The organism is Achromobacter spanius, assembly GCF_039673305.1.
GTDB lineage: Bacteria > Pseudomonadota > Gammaproteobacteria > Burkholderiales > Burkholderiaceae_B > Achromobacter > Achromobacter spanius_F.
Genome location: NZ_JBDJLJ010000012.1, coordinates 93,240 through 109,817 on the forward strand (window position 1 = coordinate 93,240; position 16,578 = coordinate 109,817).

General features: G+C 68.8%; 14 protein-coding genes. 9 read left to right on the forward strand and 5 right to left on the reverse strand.

The genetic code is table 11. The features are described from left to right. The first annotated feature begins 34 nt into the window (after nt 1–34). From asnB to ABE485_RS12960, 4 genes are read left to right on the forward strand one after another with little or no spacing between them, the layout of a single operon-like run. Nucleotides 35–1,966, forward strand: coding sequence for an asparagine synthase (glutamine-hydrolyzing) (gene asnB / locus ABE485_RS12945; protein ID WP_346515693.1), 1,932 nt, complete (start codon nt 35–37; stop codon nt 1,964–1,966). Nucleotides 1,967–1,969: 3 nt separating this feature from the next. Continuing rightward, nucleotides 1,970–3,085, forward strand: coding sequence for a glycosyltransferase family 4 protein (locus ABE485_RS12950; protein ID WP_346515694.1), 1,116 nt, complete (start codon nt 1,970–1,972; stop codon nt 3,083–3,085). Beyond that, entirely contained in the window at nt 3,082–4,239 is a 1,158-nt protein-coding gene (locus ABE485_RS12955) for a glycosyltransferase family 4 protein (protein ID WP_346515695.1), read from the forward strand. Before ABE485_RS12950 ends, ABE485_RS12955 begins: the two co-directional genes overlap by 4 nt. Beyond that, nucleotides 4,236–5,369, forward strand: coding sequence for a glycosyltransferase family 4 protein (locus ABE485_RS12960; protein ID WP_346515696.1), 1,134 nt, complete (start codon nt 4,236–4,238; stop codon nt 5,367–5,369). Before ABE485_RS12955 ends, ABE485_RS12960 begins: the two co-directional genes overlap by 4 nt. Here ABE485_RS12960 and pgi read toward each other — a convergent pair. After that, nucleotides 5,359–6,906: a glucose-6-phosphate isomerase gene (gene pgi, locus ABE485_RS12965; protein ID WP_346515697.1), complete on the reverse strand. Its 1,548-nt coding sequence runs from the start codon at nt 6,904–6,906 to the stop codon at nt 5,359–5,361. The two genes, ABE485_RS12960 and pgi, sit on opposite strands and share 11 nt — an antisense overlap. 7 nt (nt 6,907–6,913) lie before the next feature. Continuing rightward, a complete protein-coding gene (locus ABE485_RS12970; RefSeq protein WP_346515698.1) occupies nt 6,914–8,305 on the reverse strand; it encodes a phosphomannomutase/phosphoglucomutase in 1,392 nt (463 codons plus the stop codon). 319 nt (nt 8,306–8,624) lie between these two features. Here ABE485_RS12970 and ABE485_RS12975 point away from each other — a divergent pair, with 319 nt between their 5' ends. The 5 genes from ABE485_RS12975 (at nt 8,625) to ABE485_RS12995 (ending at nt 13,666) form a co-directional block, all read left to right on the forward strand. Beyond that, a complete protein-coding gene (locus ABE485_RS12975; protein ID WP_430795421.1) occupies nt 8,625–9,257 on the forward strand; it encodes a BPTD_3102 family carboxylase-like protein in 633 nt (210 codons plus the stop codon). A 101-nt stretch (nt 9,258–9,358) separates the two neighbouring features. After that, nucleotides 9,359–10,774, forward strand: coding sequence for an FAD-binding oxidoreductase (locus ABE485_RS12980; RefSeq protein ID WP_346515700.1), 1,416 nt, complete (start codon nt 9,359–9,361; stop codon nt 10,772–10,774). 27 nt (nt 10,775–10,801) lie between these two features. Then, nucleotides 10,802–11,515: a response regulator transcription factor gene (locus ABE485_RS12985; RefSeq protein ID WP_346515701.1), complete on the forward strand. Its 714-nt coding sequence runs from the start codon at nt 10,802–10,804 to the stop codon at nt 11,513–11,515. Further along, nucleotides 11,512–12,855, forward strand: coding sequence for a sensor histidine kinase (locus ABE485_RS12990; RefSeq protein WP_346515702.1), 1,344 nt, complete (start codon nt 11,512–11,514; stop codon nt 12,853–12,855). The genes ABE485_RS12985 and ABE485_RS12990 overlap by 4 nt, the downstream gene beginning before the upstream one ends. A 64-nt stretch (nt 12,856–12,919) precedes the next feature. After that, complete coding sequence (locus ABE485_RS12995; RefSeq protein WP_346515703.1) at nt 12,920–13,666, forward strand: phosphatase PAP2 family protein; 747 nt, start codon at nt 12,920–12,922, stop codon at nt 13,664–13,666. On the opposite strand, the gene ABE485_RS13000 is transcribed toward ABE485_RS12995, so the two are convergent. The 3 genes from ABE485_RS13000 to ABE485_RS13010 are packed head-to-tail and all read right to left on the reverse strand — an operon-like array spanning nt 13,659 to nt 16,481. Further along, nucleotides 13,659–14,942 (reverse strand): TRAP transporter large permease, encoded by a 1,284-nt coding sequence (locus ABE485_RS13000; protein WP_346515704.1) that lies wholly within the window; start codon nt 14,940–14,942, stop codon nt 13,659–13,661. The genes ABE485_RS12995 and ABE485_RS13000 overlap by 8 nt on opposite strands. After that, the gene (locus tag ABE485_RS13005) at nt 14,933–15,496 is read right to left on the reverse strand and encodes a TRAP transporter small permease (protein ID WP_346515705.1); all 564 of its coding nucleotides are present in this window, start codon (nt 15,494–15,496) and stop codon (nt 14,933–14,935) included. The genes ABE485_RS13000 and ABE485_RS13005 overlap by 10 nt, the downstream gene beginning before the upstream one ends. 7 nt (nt 15,497–15,503) lie before the next feature. Then, a complete protein-coding gene (locus ABE485_RS13010) occupies nt 15,504–16,481 on the reverse strand; it encodes a TRAP transporter substrate-binding protein (RefSeq protein ID WP_346515706.1) in 978 nt (325 codons plus the stop codon). Nucleotides 16,482–16,578 lie beyond the last annotated feature (97 nt).

A 16,578-nucleotide genomic window follows, 5' to 3' on the forward strand; every position in this document is an offset into this window, starting at 1 on the left:
GCGCCGTTGCTACGGTGACCACGAGAACTACATCATGTGTGGAATAGTCGGAATTTGGGGCCCCCTGGGGAACAAGGCGCAGGTGCTGGCGGATAGCTGCCGCCGCATCCGCCACCGCGGGCCCGACAGCAATGGCTTCTGGGAAGACGCCGGCGCCGAAGTGGCGCTGGCGCACGTCCGCCTGGCCATCCTGGACCTGACCGAGGCCGGCCACCAGCCGATGACGTCCGCCTGCGGCCGCTACGTCATGGTGTTCAACGGCGAGATCTACAACCACCTGGACATCCGCAAGCAGCTCGAGCAATCGGCGCTGGCGCCGTCCTGGCGCGGGCATTCCGATACCGAAACCCTGCTGGCGGGCTTCACCGCGCTGGGCATCGAGGCCACCCTGCAGGCCGCCGTAGGCATGTTCGCCATCGCACTGTGGGACAAGGCGTCGCGCAAGCTCGTGCTGGCGCGCGACCGCATGGGCGAAAAGCCCCTGTATTACGGCTATTCGGGCGCGGAGCTGGTCTTTGCGTCCGAGCTCAAGGGCCTGATGCCGATTCCGGGCTTCGGCCGCAACCTGAACCGCAATGCGCTGGCGTCGTTCATGCGGCACAACTACATTCCGGCGCCGCAATCCATCTACGAAGGCATCGCCAAGCTGCCGCCGGGCACCTGGGTCGAGTTCTCCGCGGACGATACCCGCAGCCGCCGCATGCCCGAACCGCGCGTGTACTGGTCGGCGCGCGACGCCGCGGACGCGGCGGCGAAGTCCCGCCTGTCGTTCGAATCCGACGCGCAGGCCACGGACGCGCTGGAAGGCGTGCTGTCCAAGGCCGTGGGCGGGCAGATGCTGTCCGACGTGAGCCTGGGCGCCTTCCTGTCGGGCGGCATCGACTCGTCCACCATCGTCGCGCTGATGCAGGCGCAAAGCTCGCAGCCGGTGCGCACGTTCGCCATCGGCTTTCATGAAAAGGGCTACGACGAGGCGCAGCACGCCAAGGCGGTGGCCACGCACCTGGGCACCGATCACACCGAACTCTACGTGACGGCGGACGACGCGCTGGCGGTGGTGCCCACGCTGGCCGACATGTACGACGAACCCTTCGCGGACTCGTCGCAGATCCCGACCTCGCTGGTGACGCGCATGGCGCGCCAGCATGTGACGGTGGCCTTGTCGGGCGACGGCGGGGACGAACTCTTCGGCGGTTATTCGCGCTACTTCCGCGTCGACAGCTGGTGGCGCCAGTGCGAGCGCGTTCCCGCGCTGTTGCGCAAGCCGGCCGGCGCGATGCTCAGCGCCTCCACGCACCTGCCGGGACGCGGCGCCTGGCGCGGCAAGGTGGGCAAGCTGGGCGAACTGCTGCGGGCCGACTCGCGCGGCGAGTTCTATCGCCACTTCGTGTCGTACTGGGCCAACCCGTCCAGCGTCGTGAAGGGCGGTGTCGAACCCGTCTCCGAGTTCGAGCGCGCAATGCAGGGTTCCACCTTCGAATCGATGATGAAGCTGGACACGGTGACGTACCTGCCCGACGACATCCTGGTCAAGGTGGACCGGGCCGCGATGGCGGTCAGCCTGGAAACGCGGGTGCCGCTGATCGACCACCGCGTCTATGAATTCGCCTGGAGCCTGCCGCACCAGTACAAGGTGCGGGGCAACACGGGCAAATGGCTGCTGCGCCAGGTGCTGCACCGCCATGTGCCGCAGGCCCTGGTCGACCGCCCCAAGCGCGGTTTCGCCGTGCCGCTGGCCGCCTGGCTGCGCGGCCCGCTGCGTGAGTGGGCCGATGCGCTGCTGGATCCGGCGCGCCTGCGCCAGGAAGGCTGGTTCGAACCCGAACCCATCCTGCGCAAATGGCGCGAGCACACGTCGGGGCACCGGAACTGGGATAGCCACCTGTGGGGTGTGCTGATGATGCAGGCCTGGCTGGACCGCTATCGCGCCGGCATGGACCAAGGGGGACCGATTGAGGACCGTTGACGAATGAAAATACTGATGCTGGTCAGCTCCATGCATGCGGGCGGCGCGGAAAGAGTGGCTGCGACGCTCGTCAACGCATGGTCCGAACGTGGGGATACCGTCATCCTGACGCCCACCTACTCGTCCAAGGGAACGTGCTTCTACCCGCTGTCGGACAAGGTTGAACTGGCGTGGCTGGCGGACCTGGCCGGCACGCGGGTGTCGGGACCGATGGCGGCGTTCAAGCGGCTCCTGGCCCTGCGCAAGCACATCCGCGACAGCAGGCCGGACGTGGTGGTGTCCTTCCTGACCAACGTCAATGTGGCCGCGATCCTGGCCACGCGCGGCCTGGGCGTGCCGCTGATTGTCTGCGAACGCACCAATCCGGTCGCCGAGACCACGACGGGCTCCGTCTGGCGCCGGCTGCGCCGCATTCTTTATCCCCGCGCCGACATGGTGACGGTGCAGGCGGAAGACACCGCCGGCCCGTTCGCGCGCCAGGTGCCGGGCATCAAGCGCCTGGCCGTCATTCCCAATCCGCTGCCCGCGCCGCTGCTGGATGCGCCGCAGGTGCAGCAGCGCGACGACGGCGAGCCCCGCGTCTTGCTGGCGATGGGGCGCCTGGTGCCCGACAAGCAGTTTTCCCTGCTGATCGACATCTTCGCGCAGATCGCGCCCGAATTTCCGGACTGGAACCTGCGCATCTGGGGTGAAGGCCCCGAGCGCGCCGCGCTGGAGCAGCAGGTGGCGCGGCTGCGCCTGCAATCGCGCGTCAGCCTGCCCGGGCGCACCGAAGCGCCCTGGGAGGAACTCGCGCGCGGGCAGGCCTTCGTGCTGAGTTCGCTGGTCGAAGGCTTCCCCAATGTCCTGCTCGAGGCCATGTCCCTGGGCCTGCCTTGCGCGGCCTTCGACTGCCCCAGCGGCCCGCGCGAAATGACGCGGGACGGGCAGGACGCGCTGCTGGTGCCGGCCGGGGACCGCGTCGCGATGACCGACGCCCTGCATCGGCTCATGAGCGACGCCGCCCTGCGGCAGCAACTGGGCGCGCGCGGCGCGGCGGCAGTGCGCCACCGCTACGCGCTGGCCAGCGTGCTGGGCGAATGGGACGAATTGTTCGAAGCCGTGAGGGAAGGGCGATGAGCGCCGGTCCCCTGCGCATCCTGCATGTCATCACCGGCCTGGGGCAGGGTGGCGCCGAGTCCGTGCTGTTCCGCCTGGCGACCTGGCCGGGCGCCGAAGCCGAGCACACCGTCGTGTCGCTGACCGATGAAGGCCTCTACGGCGAGCGCCTGCGCGCGGCCGGCGTGACGGTCCATGCGCTGGGCATGAAGCGCGGGCGCGTGAGCCTGGGCGGTTTCATGGCATTGCGAGGCCTGATCGCGAAAGCCCGCCCGGACGCCGTGCAGACCTGGATGTATCACGCCGACCTGATCGGCGGGCTGGCGGCGCGCATGGCCGGTGTGCGGGCGGTTGCCTGGGGCATCCGCAACTCCGGCGCGCACCTGGAACGCAGCAGCCGCTCCGCGCGCATCGTGCTGCGCGCCTGCGCGCTCCTGTCCGGCAGCGTGCCCCGCGCCATTGTGTGCGCGGCGCAGAACGCGGCGCGGCGCCACGCCGACAAGGGCTACCGGCGCGACCGGCTCGTGGTGATACCCAACGGCTATGACCTGTCGCGCTATGCGCCGGATCCCGCGGCGCGCGCACGCGCGCGCACCCAATGGGGATTGTCCGAGGACGTGCCCGTGATCGGCTGCGTGGCGCGCTGGGATCCGCTCAAGGACCACGCCAACCTGCTGCGCGCCGTGGCCGCGCTGGTGCGCGATGGCCGCGACGCCGGCCTGCGCTGCGTGCTGATCGGCCGCGACATGACCGCCGGCAACGCGGAGCTTGGCGCCCTGATCGACAAGCTGAACCTGCGCGACCGCGTGGTGCTGAACGGTCCCAGCGACGATGTGCCGGCCATGATGAACGGGCTGGACGTGCACGTGCTGTCCAGCTGTGCCGAAGGCTTTCCGAACGTGGTCGCCGAAGCGATGGCCTGCGGCGTGTATTGCGTCGTGACGGACGTCGGCGACGCGGCCTACATCGTCGGGGACGCGGGCGTGGTGGTGCCGCCCGAGCAGGCCGAGGCCCTGGCGCGCGGCATCGAGTCTGCCCTTTGCGACGTGGCTGCGCGCGGCCGCGAGCGCGCGGGCGAGGCCGGGCGCGCCCGCGTCCTTGAAAACTTCGACCTTGCGCGCATGGTGCAAAGCTATATCGCCGTCTGGCGCCGTATTTCTGGAGTCCAAGCATGAGCGCCGGGCGCTGTCTGCTGTTTGTCGTCAACAACCCGGCTTTCTTCATGTCCCATCGCGTGCCGGTGGCGCTGGCCGCGCAGCGGGCGGGCTACGACGTCCACGTGGCCACCATGGACGGGCCTGCCGTGGCGGACATCCAGGCGCTGGGCATGACCCATCACCCCATTCCCATGACCCGCAGCGGCAAGCATCCCTTGCAGGAGCTGGGCACGTTGCTGGCCCTGATCCGGCTGTTCCGCCGCTTGCGTCCCGCCGTGGTGCACCTGGTCACCATCAAGCCCGTGCTGTATGGCGGCATCGCCGCGCGCCTGACCCGCGTGCCCGGGATGGTGGCGGCGATTTCCGGACTGGGCTTCGTGTTCCTGTCCAACTCGCTGAAGATGCGGGTGGTGCGCTCGGTGGTGGCGCGGCTGTACCGGATCGCGCTGGGCCATCCCAACAGTCGCGTGATCTTCCAGAACGCCAACGACCGCGACCTGCTCAAGTCCCTGGGCGCGGTGCGCGACGACCAGGTGGTCATTATCCGCGGCGCAGGCGTGGACCTGGACGCTTATCGCGCCACGCCCGAACCGGCCGCGCCGCCGGTCGTCGTCACCATGGTGGCGCGCCTGCTGCGCGACAAGGGCGTGCAGGAATTCGTGCAGGCGGCGCGGCTGCTGCGCGAACGCGGCGTGCCGGTGACGATGCAACTGGTGGGCGGCGTGGACGCGGGCAATCCCACGTCCGCCACGCAGGAAGACGTCGACGCGTGGCGGCGGGAGGGCTGCGTCGAGGCGCTTGGCGAACGCTCGGATGTCGCGGCGCTGTACGCGGCGTCGCACATTGCGGTGCTGCCATCCTATCGGGAAGGCCTGCCCAAGTCGCTGATCGAGGCCGCGGCCTGCGCCCGGGCGGTCGTCACGACTGACGTGCCGGGCTGCCGCGACGCCATCGAGCCGGACGTGACTGGATTGCTGGTGCCGGTGCGCGATGCGCAGGCGCTGGCCGACGCCATCGCCCGCCTGGCCGAAGACCCGGCATTGCGCCAGGCCATGGGCACGGCCGGCAGGGCGTTGGCGGAACGCGAATTCAATATCGAGCGGGTCGCTCGAATCCACGTGGACCTGTACGACGCGCTCAGCGCCTGATGGCGTCGATCCAGAAGCGGGTGGACGGATCCTGCTGGCTGGCCTGGGGCGCATCCAGTTCACGCATGATGTTCTTGGCCAGCACCTTGCCGAATTCCACGCCCCATTGATCGAAGGGATTGATGCCCCAGATCACGCCTTGCGTGAAAACCTTGTGCTCGTACAGCGCCAGCAGCGCGCCCAGCGTATAAGCCTCCAGGCGCGGCAGCACGATCAGCGACGAGGGGCGTCCGCCCGGATGCACCTTGTGCTGCGCCAGCAGGCGCGCGCGGGCCGGATCGCTTTCCGTGGCCGAGGTTTCGGCCAGGGCCTCTTCATACGACTTGCCGCGCAGCAGCGCGGAGCGCTGCGCCAGGCAGTTGGCGATCAGCAGTTCGTGATGCCGGGCATATGCGTGGTCCGGCTGTTCGCACAGGATGAAGTCCACGGGCGCGCCCGTCTCGTCCTGGTGCAGCCACTGGAAGAAGGTGTGCTGGCAATCCGTGCCCGACATGCCCCAGACGGCGGGCCCCGTCGGGATGCCGGCGGGGCTGCCGTCGGCCGTGGCGACCTTGCCCAGCGATTCCATTTCCAGCTGCTGCGCCCAGGGCACGATGTGGTACAGCCTGGAGTCGTAGGGGGCGATGACCAGCGAGTCATAGCCCAGCACGCTGCGGTTGGCCACGCCCGCCAGCGCCATCTGGACCGGGGCGTTGTCGGCGAAGGGCGCCGTGCGGAAGTGCTCGTCCATGGCCGCGGCGCCGGCCAGCAACTGGTCGAACGCGTCGTTGCCCAGCGCCAGCGCAATGGGCAGTCCGATCGCTGACCATAGCGAATAGCGGCCGCCCACCCAGTCCCAGATCTGGAAGATGTGATCGGGCAGGATGCCCAGGTTCAGCGCCGCCTCGACGTTGGACGTGATGGCGACGACCTGTTTGATGGGATCCGCCACGCCGGCGTCCCGCAGCCAGTTCATGGCGACTTCGGCATTGGCCAGCGGTTCGGTCGTGGTGAAGGATTTGGAGGCGACGATGACCAGCGTGTTGTGCGGGTCCAGGCGGCTCATCGCGTCGGCAACCGAATGCGAGTCCACGTTGGATGCGAAGCGCACTTCGCGGCGCGCGCCTTCGTGGCGCAGGGCGCGGGTGACCAGCCTGGGACCCCAGTCGCTGCCGCCGATGCCCAGGTGCAGGACGCCGCTGTAGCGGCCGGCCGCGTCCGCTTCGCGCACGAACTCGCGCAGGCGTTCGCGTTCGGCCAGCACCGCCTTGGCCACCATTGCAGGCGGTTCGGCCGCGCGCAACGCGGTATGCCACGCCGCCCGGCCTTCGGTCCAGTTTGCCGGGCCGCCATCGAAGAGTTGCGCGCGCGCAGTATCGAAGTCCTGTTGCGCCAGCAGGGCCTGCGAGGCAGCCAGCAGTTCGGGAGACTGGGCCTGGGCGCTCAAGTCCAGGCGCAGGCCGGGTGCGTTGATGAGGCGCAGCTTCTGGCCGTCCCGGGATGCTGAGCGCGTCGCTGCGATGAATTGCCGCCACGCGGGACTGTTCGATAGAGACATGGGCGGATCAGAAGGGCAGGATGGCGTTCGGCGCGAGCTTGCCGAGTTCGCGCCGGAAGTCGGCCTGGATGCGTTCCAGCGCTTGCGCGGACTGCGCTTCGAAGCGCAGCACGACGACGGGCGTGGTGTTCGACGGCCGCGCCAGACCGAAGCCGTCGGCGTATTCGGCGCGCACGCCGTCGATCGTGATCACGCGCTTGGCGTCGGGGAACTGGCCCTGCTCCTGCAAGGCCTTGACCAGCGTGAAGGGCTGGCCTTCTTCCATTTCGATCTTGAGCTCCGGCGTGGAGACGTCCTGCGGCAGGGCTTCCAGCGGGGCGCAGGGGTCGGCGAAGCGCGACACGATCTCCAGCAGGCGGGCGCCGGTGTAGAGCCCGTCGTCAAAGCCGTACCAGCGCTCTTTGAAGAAGATGTGGCCGCTCATTTCGCCGGCCAGGGGCGCGCCGGTTTCGGCCAGCTTGGCCTTGACCAGCGAATGGCCCGTTTTCCACATCAGGGGGGCGCCGCCGGCGGCTTCGACCGACAGGCCCACGTGGCGGCTGCACTTGACGTCATAAATGATGGTGGCGCCGGGGTTGCGTTCGAGCACGTCGCGGGCGAACAGCACGAGCTGCCGGTCGGGCCAGATGATCTGGCCGGACTTCGTGACCACGCCCAGGCGGTCGCCGTCGCCGTCGAACGCCAGGCCGAGTTCGCAGTCGCTTTCGGCCACGTGCTTGATCAGGTCCTGCAGGTTCTTGGGTTCGGCGGGGTCGGGATGGTGGTTGGGGAACGTGCCGTCCACGTCGCAGAACAGTTCGTCGACTTCGCAGCCCAGCGCGCGGAACAGTTGCGGCGCGACGGCGCCGGCCACGCCGTTGCCGCAGTCGATGGCGATCTTCATGGGGCGGGCGAGCTTGACGCCCGACGCGACCCGCGCGATGTAGGCATCGGCAAGGTCAAGCTGGCGGCGCGTGCCGGGGGCCGCGGCGGCGGCGGGCGGCGTGCCGTTCATGGCCTGGGCCAGCGCCTGGACGTCGTCGCCATAGAGCGCGCGGCCGCCCATCATCATCTTGAAGCCGTTGTACTTCGGCGGATTGTGGCTGCCCGTGATCGCCACGCCCGAGCCGGTCTGCATGATGTTGGCGGCGAAGTAGACGAGCGGGGTGGGCACCATGCCGATGTCCAGCGTGTCCACGCCGCCTTCCAGCATGCCTTCCTGCAGCGCCAGCGACAGCATCTCGCTGCTGAGGCGGCCGTCGCGGCCGACCACGAGCGTCTGCACGCCTTGTTCCCGCGCGCGGGCCGCGAGCGCCACGCCCAGCGAGCGCGCGAAGGCGGCGTCGATCAGGTCCGGCACGGTGCCGCGAATGTCATAGGCCTTGAAAACGGAGGCCGGAAATTGTGTATTGTTGCCCACGACGGTTCCTTGATAAGGGGACAGCGCGGGATTGGTTGGGACTAATGGAAAACCCGAATAACCAATCCGCTGTGACAAGGGTCAAACCGGAATTATCCCCCATTGGCGCAGGGGGCTTCATCCTTCGGGCGGAGTAGGGCGTTTTCCGGGTGGCGCCTGCCCTGGTTTGGTGCGACGGGCAGTGCGTCCCGGCCTGATTGCGGTGCGGGCGCCGCAGGCAAAAACAGGCCCCCAGGGGGCAGCCGCGCATGGCATGGAAGTTGCTCGTCATCCGAAGGTGATACGCTTGCCATGCAAGCAGAAAGACCAGGGGGGGGCCATGGGCGCCAAAGTATCCACAGTCATGTCATCCGGGGGAGCCACCAGCAGGCGGGGCCCGCCCACGGACTTTGCCGGACCAGCAGCTGGCCGCGAGCGCCGCCTTGATATCCACGTATCGCCGGGCGCGGACGGAATTCAGGCCACGGGCCGCGCCTGGGAGCGCAGCGTGTGGCGGGAAGCTCGCGTCCTGATCGCGGAATGCCCCGCGCCGCATCTGGCGACTTCGCTGGAAAAGGCGCTGCGCACGGTGGCCGCCAGCGTGGCGCGGGACCGCGGTTGGCAGGGCGCAGGCACGGTGTCGTTCTCGCTGGACGACCGCAGCGGCGTGTTCCGCGTCATCGATGCGCAGGCGCAGGCCCATGCCCACACCACGCCGGTCGCGGAACACGAACTCCTGGCCGCCCACGTCCTGGAAGTGCGCATCGACGGCTGCGGCGATCGCCGCCTGCCGTGCACGCATCTCATGGTGTGCGGCGCGACGCGCGGCGAGGTGCTGCGCCGCGCCTATCGCGCCCTGTCGGAACTGCCCGGCCCCGCGGGCGTCGACCGCGCCTTTCTGATGAACCGCATCGCGTCCCGGGCCTTCTGCTCGGGCATGACGGGCACGCGCCTGGACCAGGCAGTCGGCTGATGGGCAAGGGGGCTTCGGCCCCGGCCCTCCTGCCCCTACAATAGCCCGCACATCCCTTGAACAGCGCCCGGGCGCGCCCCGGCCTTCCTTGTGCGGCATCCATGACATTGCTGAGCGATCTACAGTCCCTTCTGGGCGTCCCTCACGTCCTGACCGGCGCCGACGCCGAGACCTATGTGCAGGATTGGCGCCGCCGCTATCGCGGCGCGGCGCTGGCGGTGATCCGCCCGGGCTCGACCGCCGAGGTCGCGGCGGCGGTGAAGCTCTGCGCGCGCCACGGCGTGCCCGTGGTGCCGCAGGGGGGCAATACCGGCCTGTGCGGCGGGGCCACCCCGGACGATTCGGGAACCGCGGTGGTGCTGTCCACCGCCAGGCTCACCGCCGTGCGCGCGCTGGATACCGACAACGACACCATCACCGTGGAAGCCGGCTGCGTCCTGCAGGCCGTGCAGGAGGCCGCCGCGGCGGCGAACCGGCTGTTCCCGCTGAGCCTGGCCGCCGAAGGCAGCTGCACCATCGGCGGCAACCTGGCGACCAACGCCGGCGGCACGCAGGTGCTGCGCTACGGCAATACCCGGGACCTCACGCTGGGCCTGGAAGTGGTGACCGCGGAAGGCGAGATCTGGGATGGCCTGCGCGGCCTGCGCAAGGACAACACCGGCTACGACCTGCGCGACCTGTACATCGGCAGCGAAGGCACGCTGGGCATCATCACCGCCGCCACGCTCAAGCTGTATCCACGCCCCGTCGCATCGTGCACGGCGCTGCTGACGCTGGACAGCATCGACGATGCCGTCGAAGTCTTGTCGCGCGCTCGCTCGGGTTTCGGCGCATCCCTGACCGGCTTTGAACTCATGAGCGGCGCCTGCCTGCAGGCGGTCGTGCGGCTGTTCCCGCAGCAGCGCCTGCCCTTCGAGGGCGAATCCGCCGCGTCGCCGTGGTTCGCCCTGCTGGAGCTGTCCGACAGCGAAAGCGAAACCCACGCGCGCGAGCGCTTCGAGTCCGTGCTGGGCGAGGCCATCGAGGCCGGCCTGGTGAACGACGCCGCCATCGCCGCCAACGTCGCGCAAAGCAAGGCGCTCTGGCACCTGCGCGAAAGCATCCCGCTGGCGGAAGCCGAACTGGGCAAGTCGGTCAAGCATGACGTGTCGATCCCCATCTCGTCGATCGCGGGATTCGTGCACAAGACCAACGCCCTGCTGCAGGCGCGCTTTCCCGGCGTGCGCCACGTGATCTTCGGCCACCTGGGCGACGGCAACCTGCATTACAACGTGGCCAATGCGCCCGGCCAGACCGAGGCCGAGCTGCTGGGACTGCAAAGCGAAATCTACGGCGTGGTGCACGACAGCGTGCATGCGCACCATGGCTCCATCAGCGCCGAGCACGGCGTGGGCCAGCTCAAGCGCGACGAACTGCCCCGCTACAAGAGTCCCGTCGAACTGGCGCTCATGCGCAAGATCAAGCGCGCGCTGGATCCGCAGGGGCTCATGAACCCGGGCAAGGTGCTGCAGGCGTAGCCGCCCGCGTCTCAGGAATCCACGATCATGTCAGCGAGTCCCGCAGCGGGTGCGCATCACCGGGTGCTGATCGTCGAAGACGACCACATCATCGCCGGCAACCTGTACAGCTTCCTGGAGGCGCGCGGCTTTCTTCCCGACGTGGCCTACAGCGGACAGGCGGCCCTGCAGCGCCTGCAGGAGCAACGGTTTGACGCCGTCCTGCTGGACATCGGGCTGCCCGGCATGGACGGCAACGCCGTGCTCCATGCCATGCGGACCGAAAGGCGGCTGGACGTCCCGGTGCTGATGCTGACCGCGCGCGACAGCCTGGAGGACAAGCTGGCGGGTTTTTCGCACGGCGCGGACGACTACCTTACCAAGCCGTTCGCCCTGCTCGAGGTCGAAGCCCGGCTGCTGGCGCTGATCCAGCGCGCCAAGGGTTCCACGGTCGATTCGGTGCGCGCCTTCGGCTCGCTGCAGTACGACACCCGGAGCCGCGCCGTGTCCGTCGACGGCGTGCCCGTCCACCTGACGCGCAAGGCCGGCATCATCATGGAAGTCCTGCTGCGCGACCCCGGCCGCGTGGTGTCCCGCGAAGAGCTGGAATCGGTGCTGTGGGGCAACGAGCCGCCGTCGTCCGACGCGCTGCGCAGCCAGGTCCATCTGCTGCGGCGCGCGCTGGCGGACGCCGGTTTCGACGGCATCGAAACCGTGCATGGCACCGGCTGGCGCCTGGCGCTACCTGGGATCCCCTCATGACTCGCGCCGCTTCCGGCACGCTGACCCAGCGCGTCGTGTGGGCGCTCACGGGGACGGTGGCGCTGTTCGTCACGGCGCTTGCCCTGCTGGCCTACCTGACGTTCGACCAGATGGAGGACGATCTGGTCAACGACATCCTCAACACCGAGATGGACCGCCTGGTCCAGCACGCGCGTAGCAGCGACGAATTCCTGCCGCGCCACGGCGCACGCGAACTCGGCGGGTCCATGCGCGCCTGGCTGAGCGTGGACGGGCAACCGCCCGCGGGCATGCCGGCGGAGCTCCTGCCCTTGGAAAGCGGACTGCACCTGATCGAGCCGGGCGCTTACACCTGGCACGTGATGGTGGCCGAGACCGGCCGCGGCAGGGTGTATCTGCTGTACGACGCGACCGATAACGAAGAGCGCGTCCACGACTTCGGGCTGATCGTGCTGGGCGTGGGCGCCATCTGCGTGGTGGGCGCCTATGCGCTGTCGCGGCGCGTGGCGGCGGTGGCCGTCGGCCCGCTGCTTGACCTGACGGACCGCCTGGCGACCTGGGCGCCCGGCTCGCCCGACATGGCCGTGACGCGGGACGACGAAGCCGGACGGCTGATCGAAGCCTTCAACCGCGTGCAGAACCAGGTGGACAAGTCGATCGCCCGCGAGCGGGAGTTCGCGGGCAATCTCAGCCACGAGGTGCGCACGCCGCTGGCGGCGATCCGCTCCGACAGCGAACTGATGCTGCTGACGCAGACGCTGACGCCGGACCAGCAGCAGCGCCTGACCCGGGTGGTCGACAACGTGGACGACGTCATCGTCAGCCTGGAGAGCGCGCGCGCCATGGCCCGCGACCAGCTTCGTGCGCCGGAACCCGTGGATATCGCCGAGTGCATGGAAGACGCCTGGCGCGGCCACGCCGCCCAGGCCCGGCAGGCGGACCTGCGCTTTGACAACCGCATCCCTGACGGGCAGGTGATCACGCTGGACCGCTATGCCTTGCTGACCGTCCTGCGCAACCTGGTCCGCAACGCCGTCGAACATGCCGCGCCCGCCACCCTGACGGCCTCGCTGGACGCCCGCGCGGGGCTGGAGCTGCGCGACGACGGCAAGGGCATCGCCGCTGGCGACCTGCCGTTCCTGTTCCGCCGCTACTTCAGCGGCCGCATGCGCGATTCGGGCGTGGCGGGCGGCGACGAAACGGCCCGCGGGCTGGGCCTGGCCATTGCCAAGCGCGTCTGCGACATGCAGGGCTGGTCGCTGACCGTCGAGTCCTCGCGGGAAGGCCCGGCGCGCGGCACGCGGTTCCTGCTGCGCTTTGAGCGCGAACCGGTTCCGGCGTCCCCGCAAGCGCGGATTTGACGAATTTTCGACTGTCGGGCGCGTAAAGTCGCCGCTTGCCCGATCCGTCCGAATTCATCGATCCATGCCGTCCCCATCCCTGCCGGCGCCGCGCGCGCCGACGAGAGTCCGCTACCTGCTGACGCATGTCGTCGGCGTCACGTTGGTCCTGGCCTGCCTGGCATGGTGGGCCACGGCCTCGGGGCTGGATCTGCGCATTGCGCGGACGCTGTTCGATCCGGCCCTGGACGATTTTCCGCTGCATGGCAGCCGCTGGCTGGAACTGCTGGGCCATCGCGTGGTGCTGGCGCTGCCGATCGGCGTGGGCCTGGCCGCGGCGGGCGTGGCGGCGGCGAGTTTCCGCATCCCGGCCTGGCGCCGCTGGCGCGGCGCCGCCCTGGCGGTGGCGGCCACCTGCCTCACCGGGCAGTTGCTGATCAACCAGCTCAAGCATCACACCACCTTGCCGCGCCCCTACGACCTGGAAACGCTGGGCGGCTACACGCCCTATCCGCTGCATTGGTGGACCTGGGGCCGTGCGCGCGCCGGCGGGGCGCTGCCCAGCGGCCATGCCGGCGCCGGATACGCGCTGCTGAGCCTGTACTTCGCGGGCTGGGCCCTGGGCAGGCCGGCGTGGCGCTGGAGCGGGCTTGCCGTGGGCGTGGCCGCGGGCCTGGGTTTTTCGGTGGTGCGCATCCTGCAGGGCGCGCACTTTCTGAGTCAGACGCTCTGGTCCGCCGCCCTGATGTGGCTGCTGGCGGCGCTGTTCTTCTATCCGGTGATCGCGGGGCGGACCGCGGGCGGCCCGCCCGACGCCCGCCCGCTCAGTTGAGCAGCACCCCCGGCAACCACAGCGAAAAGGCCGGGACGTAGGTCACCAGCGCCAGCGCGGCCAGCAGCGCGCCATAGAACGGCCAGATGGTCCGCATCACCGTGCCCACGGATACGCCGCCGATGGCGCACCCCACGAACTGCGTGGTCCCGACCGGCGGCGTGTTCAGCCCCAGCGCGCAGTTCAGCAGCAGGACCATGCCGAACTGGACCGGTCCCATGCCGTACTGCATGCAGATCGGCAGAAATATCGGCGTGCAGATCAGGATGGTGGCGGCCATGTCCAGGAACGTGCCCAGCACGAACAGGATGATGTTGACCATCAGGAAGATGGCCCACGGCTCCGTCGAGATGGACGCCATGAGCTGCCCGGTCTTTTCGGCCACGCCGTAGAAGCTGATCAGGTAGCCGAACGTGGCCGAGATGCCGATCAGCAGCAGCACCACGCCCGTGGTCTTGACGGCCTTGCTGGCGGCGCGCACGAATTGGTCCCAGGTCAGCGACCGGTACACGAAGACCGTCAGCGCCAGCGCGTACAGCACCGCCACCGCCGCGGATTCCGTGGCGGTAAAGACGCCGCTCAGGATGCCTGTGATGATCAGCACCACCACGAACAAGCCGGGCGCCGCGGCGACCAGCGAGCGCGCCACGATGTGCCAGCCCGGGAAGGTGCCGGCCGGATAGCCCCGGCTTCGCGCCACGAAATAGGCGGCCGCCAGGTTGCACACGGTCAGGATCAGGGCGGGCACCACGCCCGCCGCGATCAGCGCCGCGATGGACACCTTGCCGCCCGCGGCCAGCGTGTAGATGATGATGTTGTGGCTGGTGGGCATCAGCGCGCCGACCAGGGCGGCGTGCGTGGTGACGTTCACCGCGTAGTCCGCGTGGTAGCCCTCGCGCTTCATCATCGGGATCATCACCGATCCCATCGCCGATACGTCCGCCACGGGCGATCCCGACACGCCGCCGAACAGCGTGCAGGCCACCACGTTGGACATGCCCAGGCCGCCCCGCACATGGCCCACCAGCGATTTCGCGAACGCCACGATGCGGTCCGCGATGCCGCCGTACAGCATCAGTTCTCCCGTGAAGATGAAGAACGGAATGGCCAGGAACGAAAACGCGTTCATGCCCGAGGTCATCTGCTGGAAGGCCACCGCCAGCGGCAGGTCTTCGTACATGATGGCCGTGATCGACGACAGCCCGATGGCGAAGGCCACCGGCACCCCGATCACGAGGAACCCCATGAAGGTGAAGGAAAGCAGAGTCAGCGCCATGCCGGTACCACCTTCTGGTTGCGCAGGATCGCGATGATGTGCTCGATGGAAAAGAGCGCGATCAAGGTGCCCGACAGGGTTGCAGGAACGTACTTCCACGCATTGGAGATGCCCAGGTTGGGAATCTTGTAGGCCGCGACGGACTCGGCCAGCACGCCGCAGTTCCAGGCCATCAGCACGCCGAACAGCAGCACCAGCAGATGGATGAAGATGCGCAGCCGCCGCTGCCCGGCGGCGGGCAGGGCGTCGAGCAGGGACTCGAAGCCGATATGCCCGGCGTCGCGCACGCCGACCGCGGCGCCGAGCATGGTGACGTACAGCACCAGCAGCAGCGCCAGGCTTTCCGCCCAGGTCGGCGTGCTGTTGAGCACGTGGCGTCCGAAGATCTGCAGGGTGACGGCGATGATCAGGCAGACCAGCCCGAACACGCTGGTCCACATGCAAGCGCGCGCCAGCCTGGCGCAGCCGCGCGTGTAGGCGTCCAGCGGGGCAGCCAGGGCTTGAGCCCGGCCCCCCGCGGCGACATCCGGTTCGTTCGTGGGAGTGGCCAACATGATGTCCTCACTTCACGGCCTGGATCTTCGCGACCAGGTCCTTCATCTCGGGCGTCGTGACGAAGCGCTCGTACACGGGCTTCATCGCGCCCTGGAACGAGGGCTTGTCGACCTCCGTGATTTGCGAGCCGGCCTTCTCGACGATGGCGCGCGACTTCTGTTCGCGCTCGTCCCACAGCTTGCGCATGAAGGGCACCGATTCGCGCGCGGCCTCGCGCAGGATCTTCTGGTCATCGGGCGGCAGCTTGTCCCACTGCCGCTTGGAGAAGATCAGGATCTCGGGCGTCATGGTGTGCTCGGTCAGCGAGTAGAACTTGGCGACTTCGTAGTGGTGAGCGCTTTCGTAGCTGGGAAAGTTGTTCTCGGCCGCGTCCACCAGGCCGGTCTTGAGCGAGGTATAGACCTCGCCCATGGGCATCGGCGTGGCGTTGCCGCCCATGGCTTCCACCATGGCGACGGACAGGTCCGACTGCTGCACGCGGATCTTCAGCCCCTTGGCGTCGGCCAGCGTCTTGATGGGCTTCTTGGTCGTGTACATGGAGCGCGACCCGCTGTCATACCAGGCCAGCCCCACGAAACCCGCGCCTTCGCACGAGCGCAGGATCTGGTCGCCGATCTCGCTGTCGAGCACCTTGTGCAGGTGTTCCTTGGACCGGAAGAGGAACGGCAGCGACGGCACGCGCGTGGTCTGGCAGATGTTGTGCATCGCCGCGCTGGAGACGCGGGCCATCGCCAGCGCGCCCAGCTTCACCTGTTCGATGGAATCGTCTTCGTTGCCGAGCGCGCCGCCCGAGTACACCTTGACGGTGATGCGGCCATTGGTCCGTTGCTTGACCAGATCGCCGAAGTGGCGCACGGCCTGCACTGTGGGGTAATCGTCGGGGTGGATGTCCGCGGAGCGCAGCTCGGCGGCGTGGGTGGCGGGAACCAGCGTCAGCAAGGCGGCCGCGGCCAGGACGGCGCGGCTCAGGTGAGGGTGCAGCATGTCTACCTCCGGAATGGGGTACGGCGTTTCGTTGAGGGCCAAGATGGCCCCGAAGCTCTTTGATATGGACTGACCTGCTCAGGGGCGCGCAGCGGGC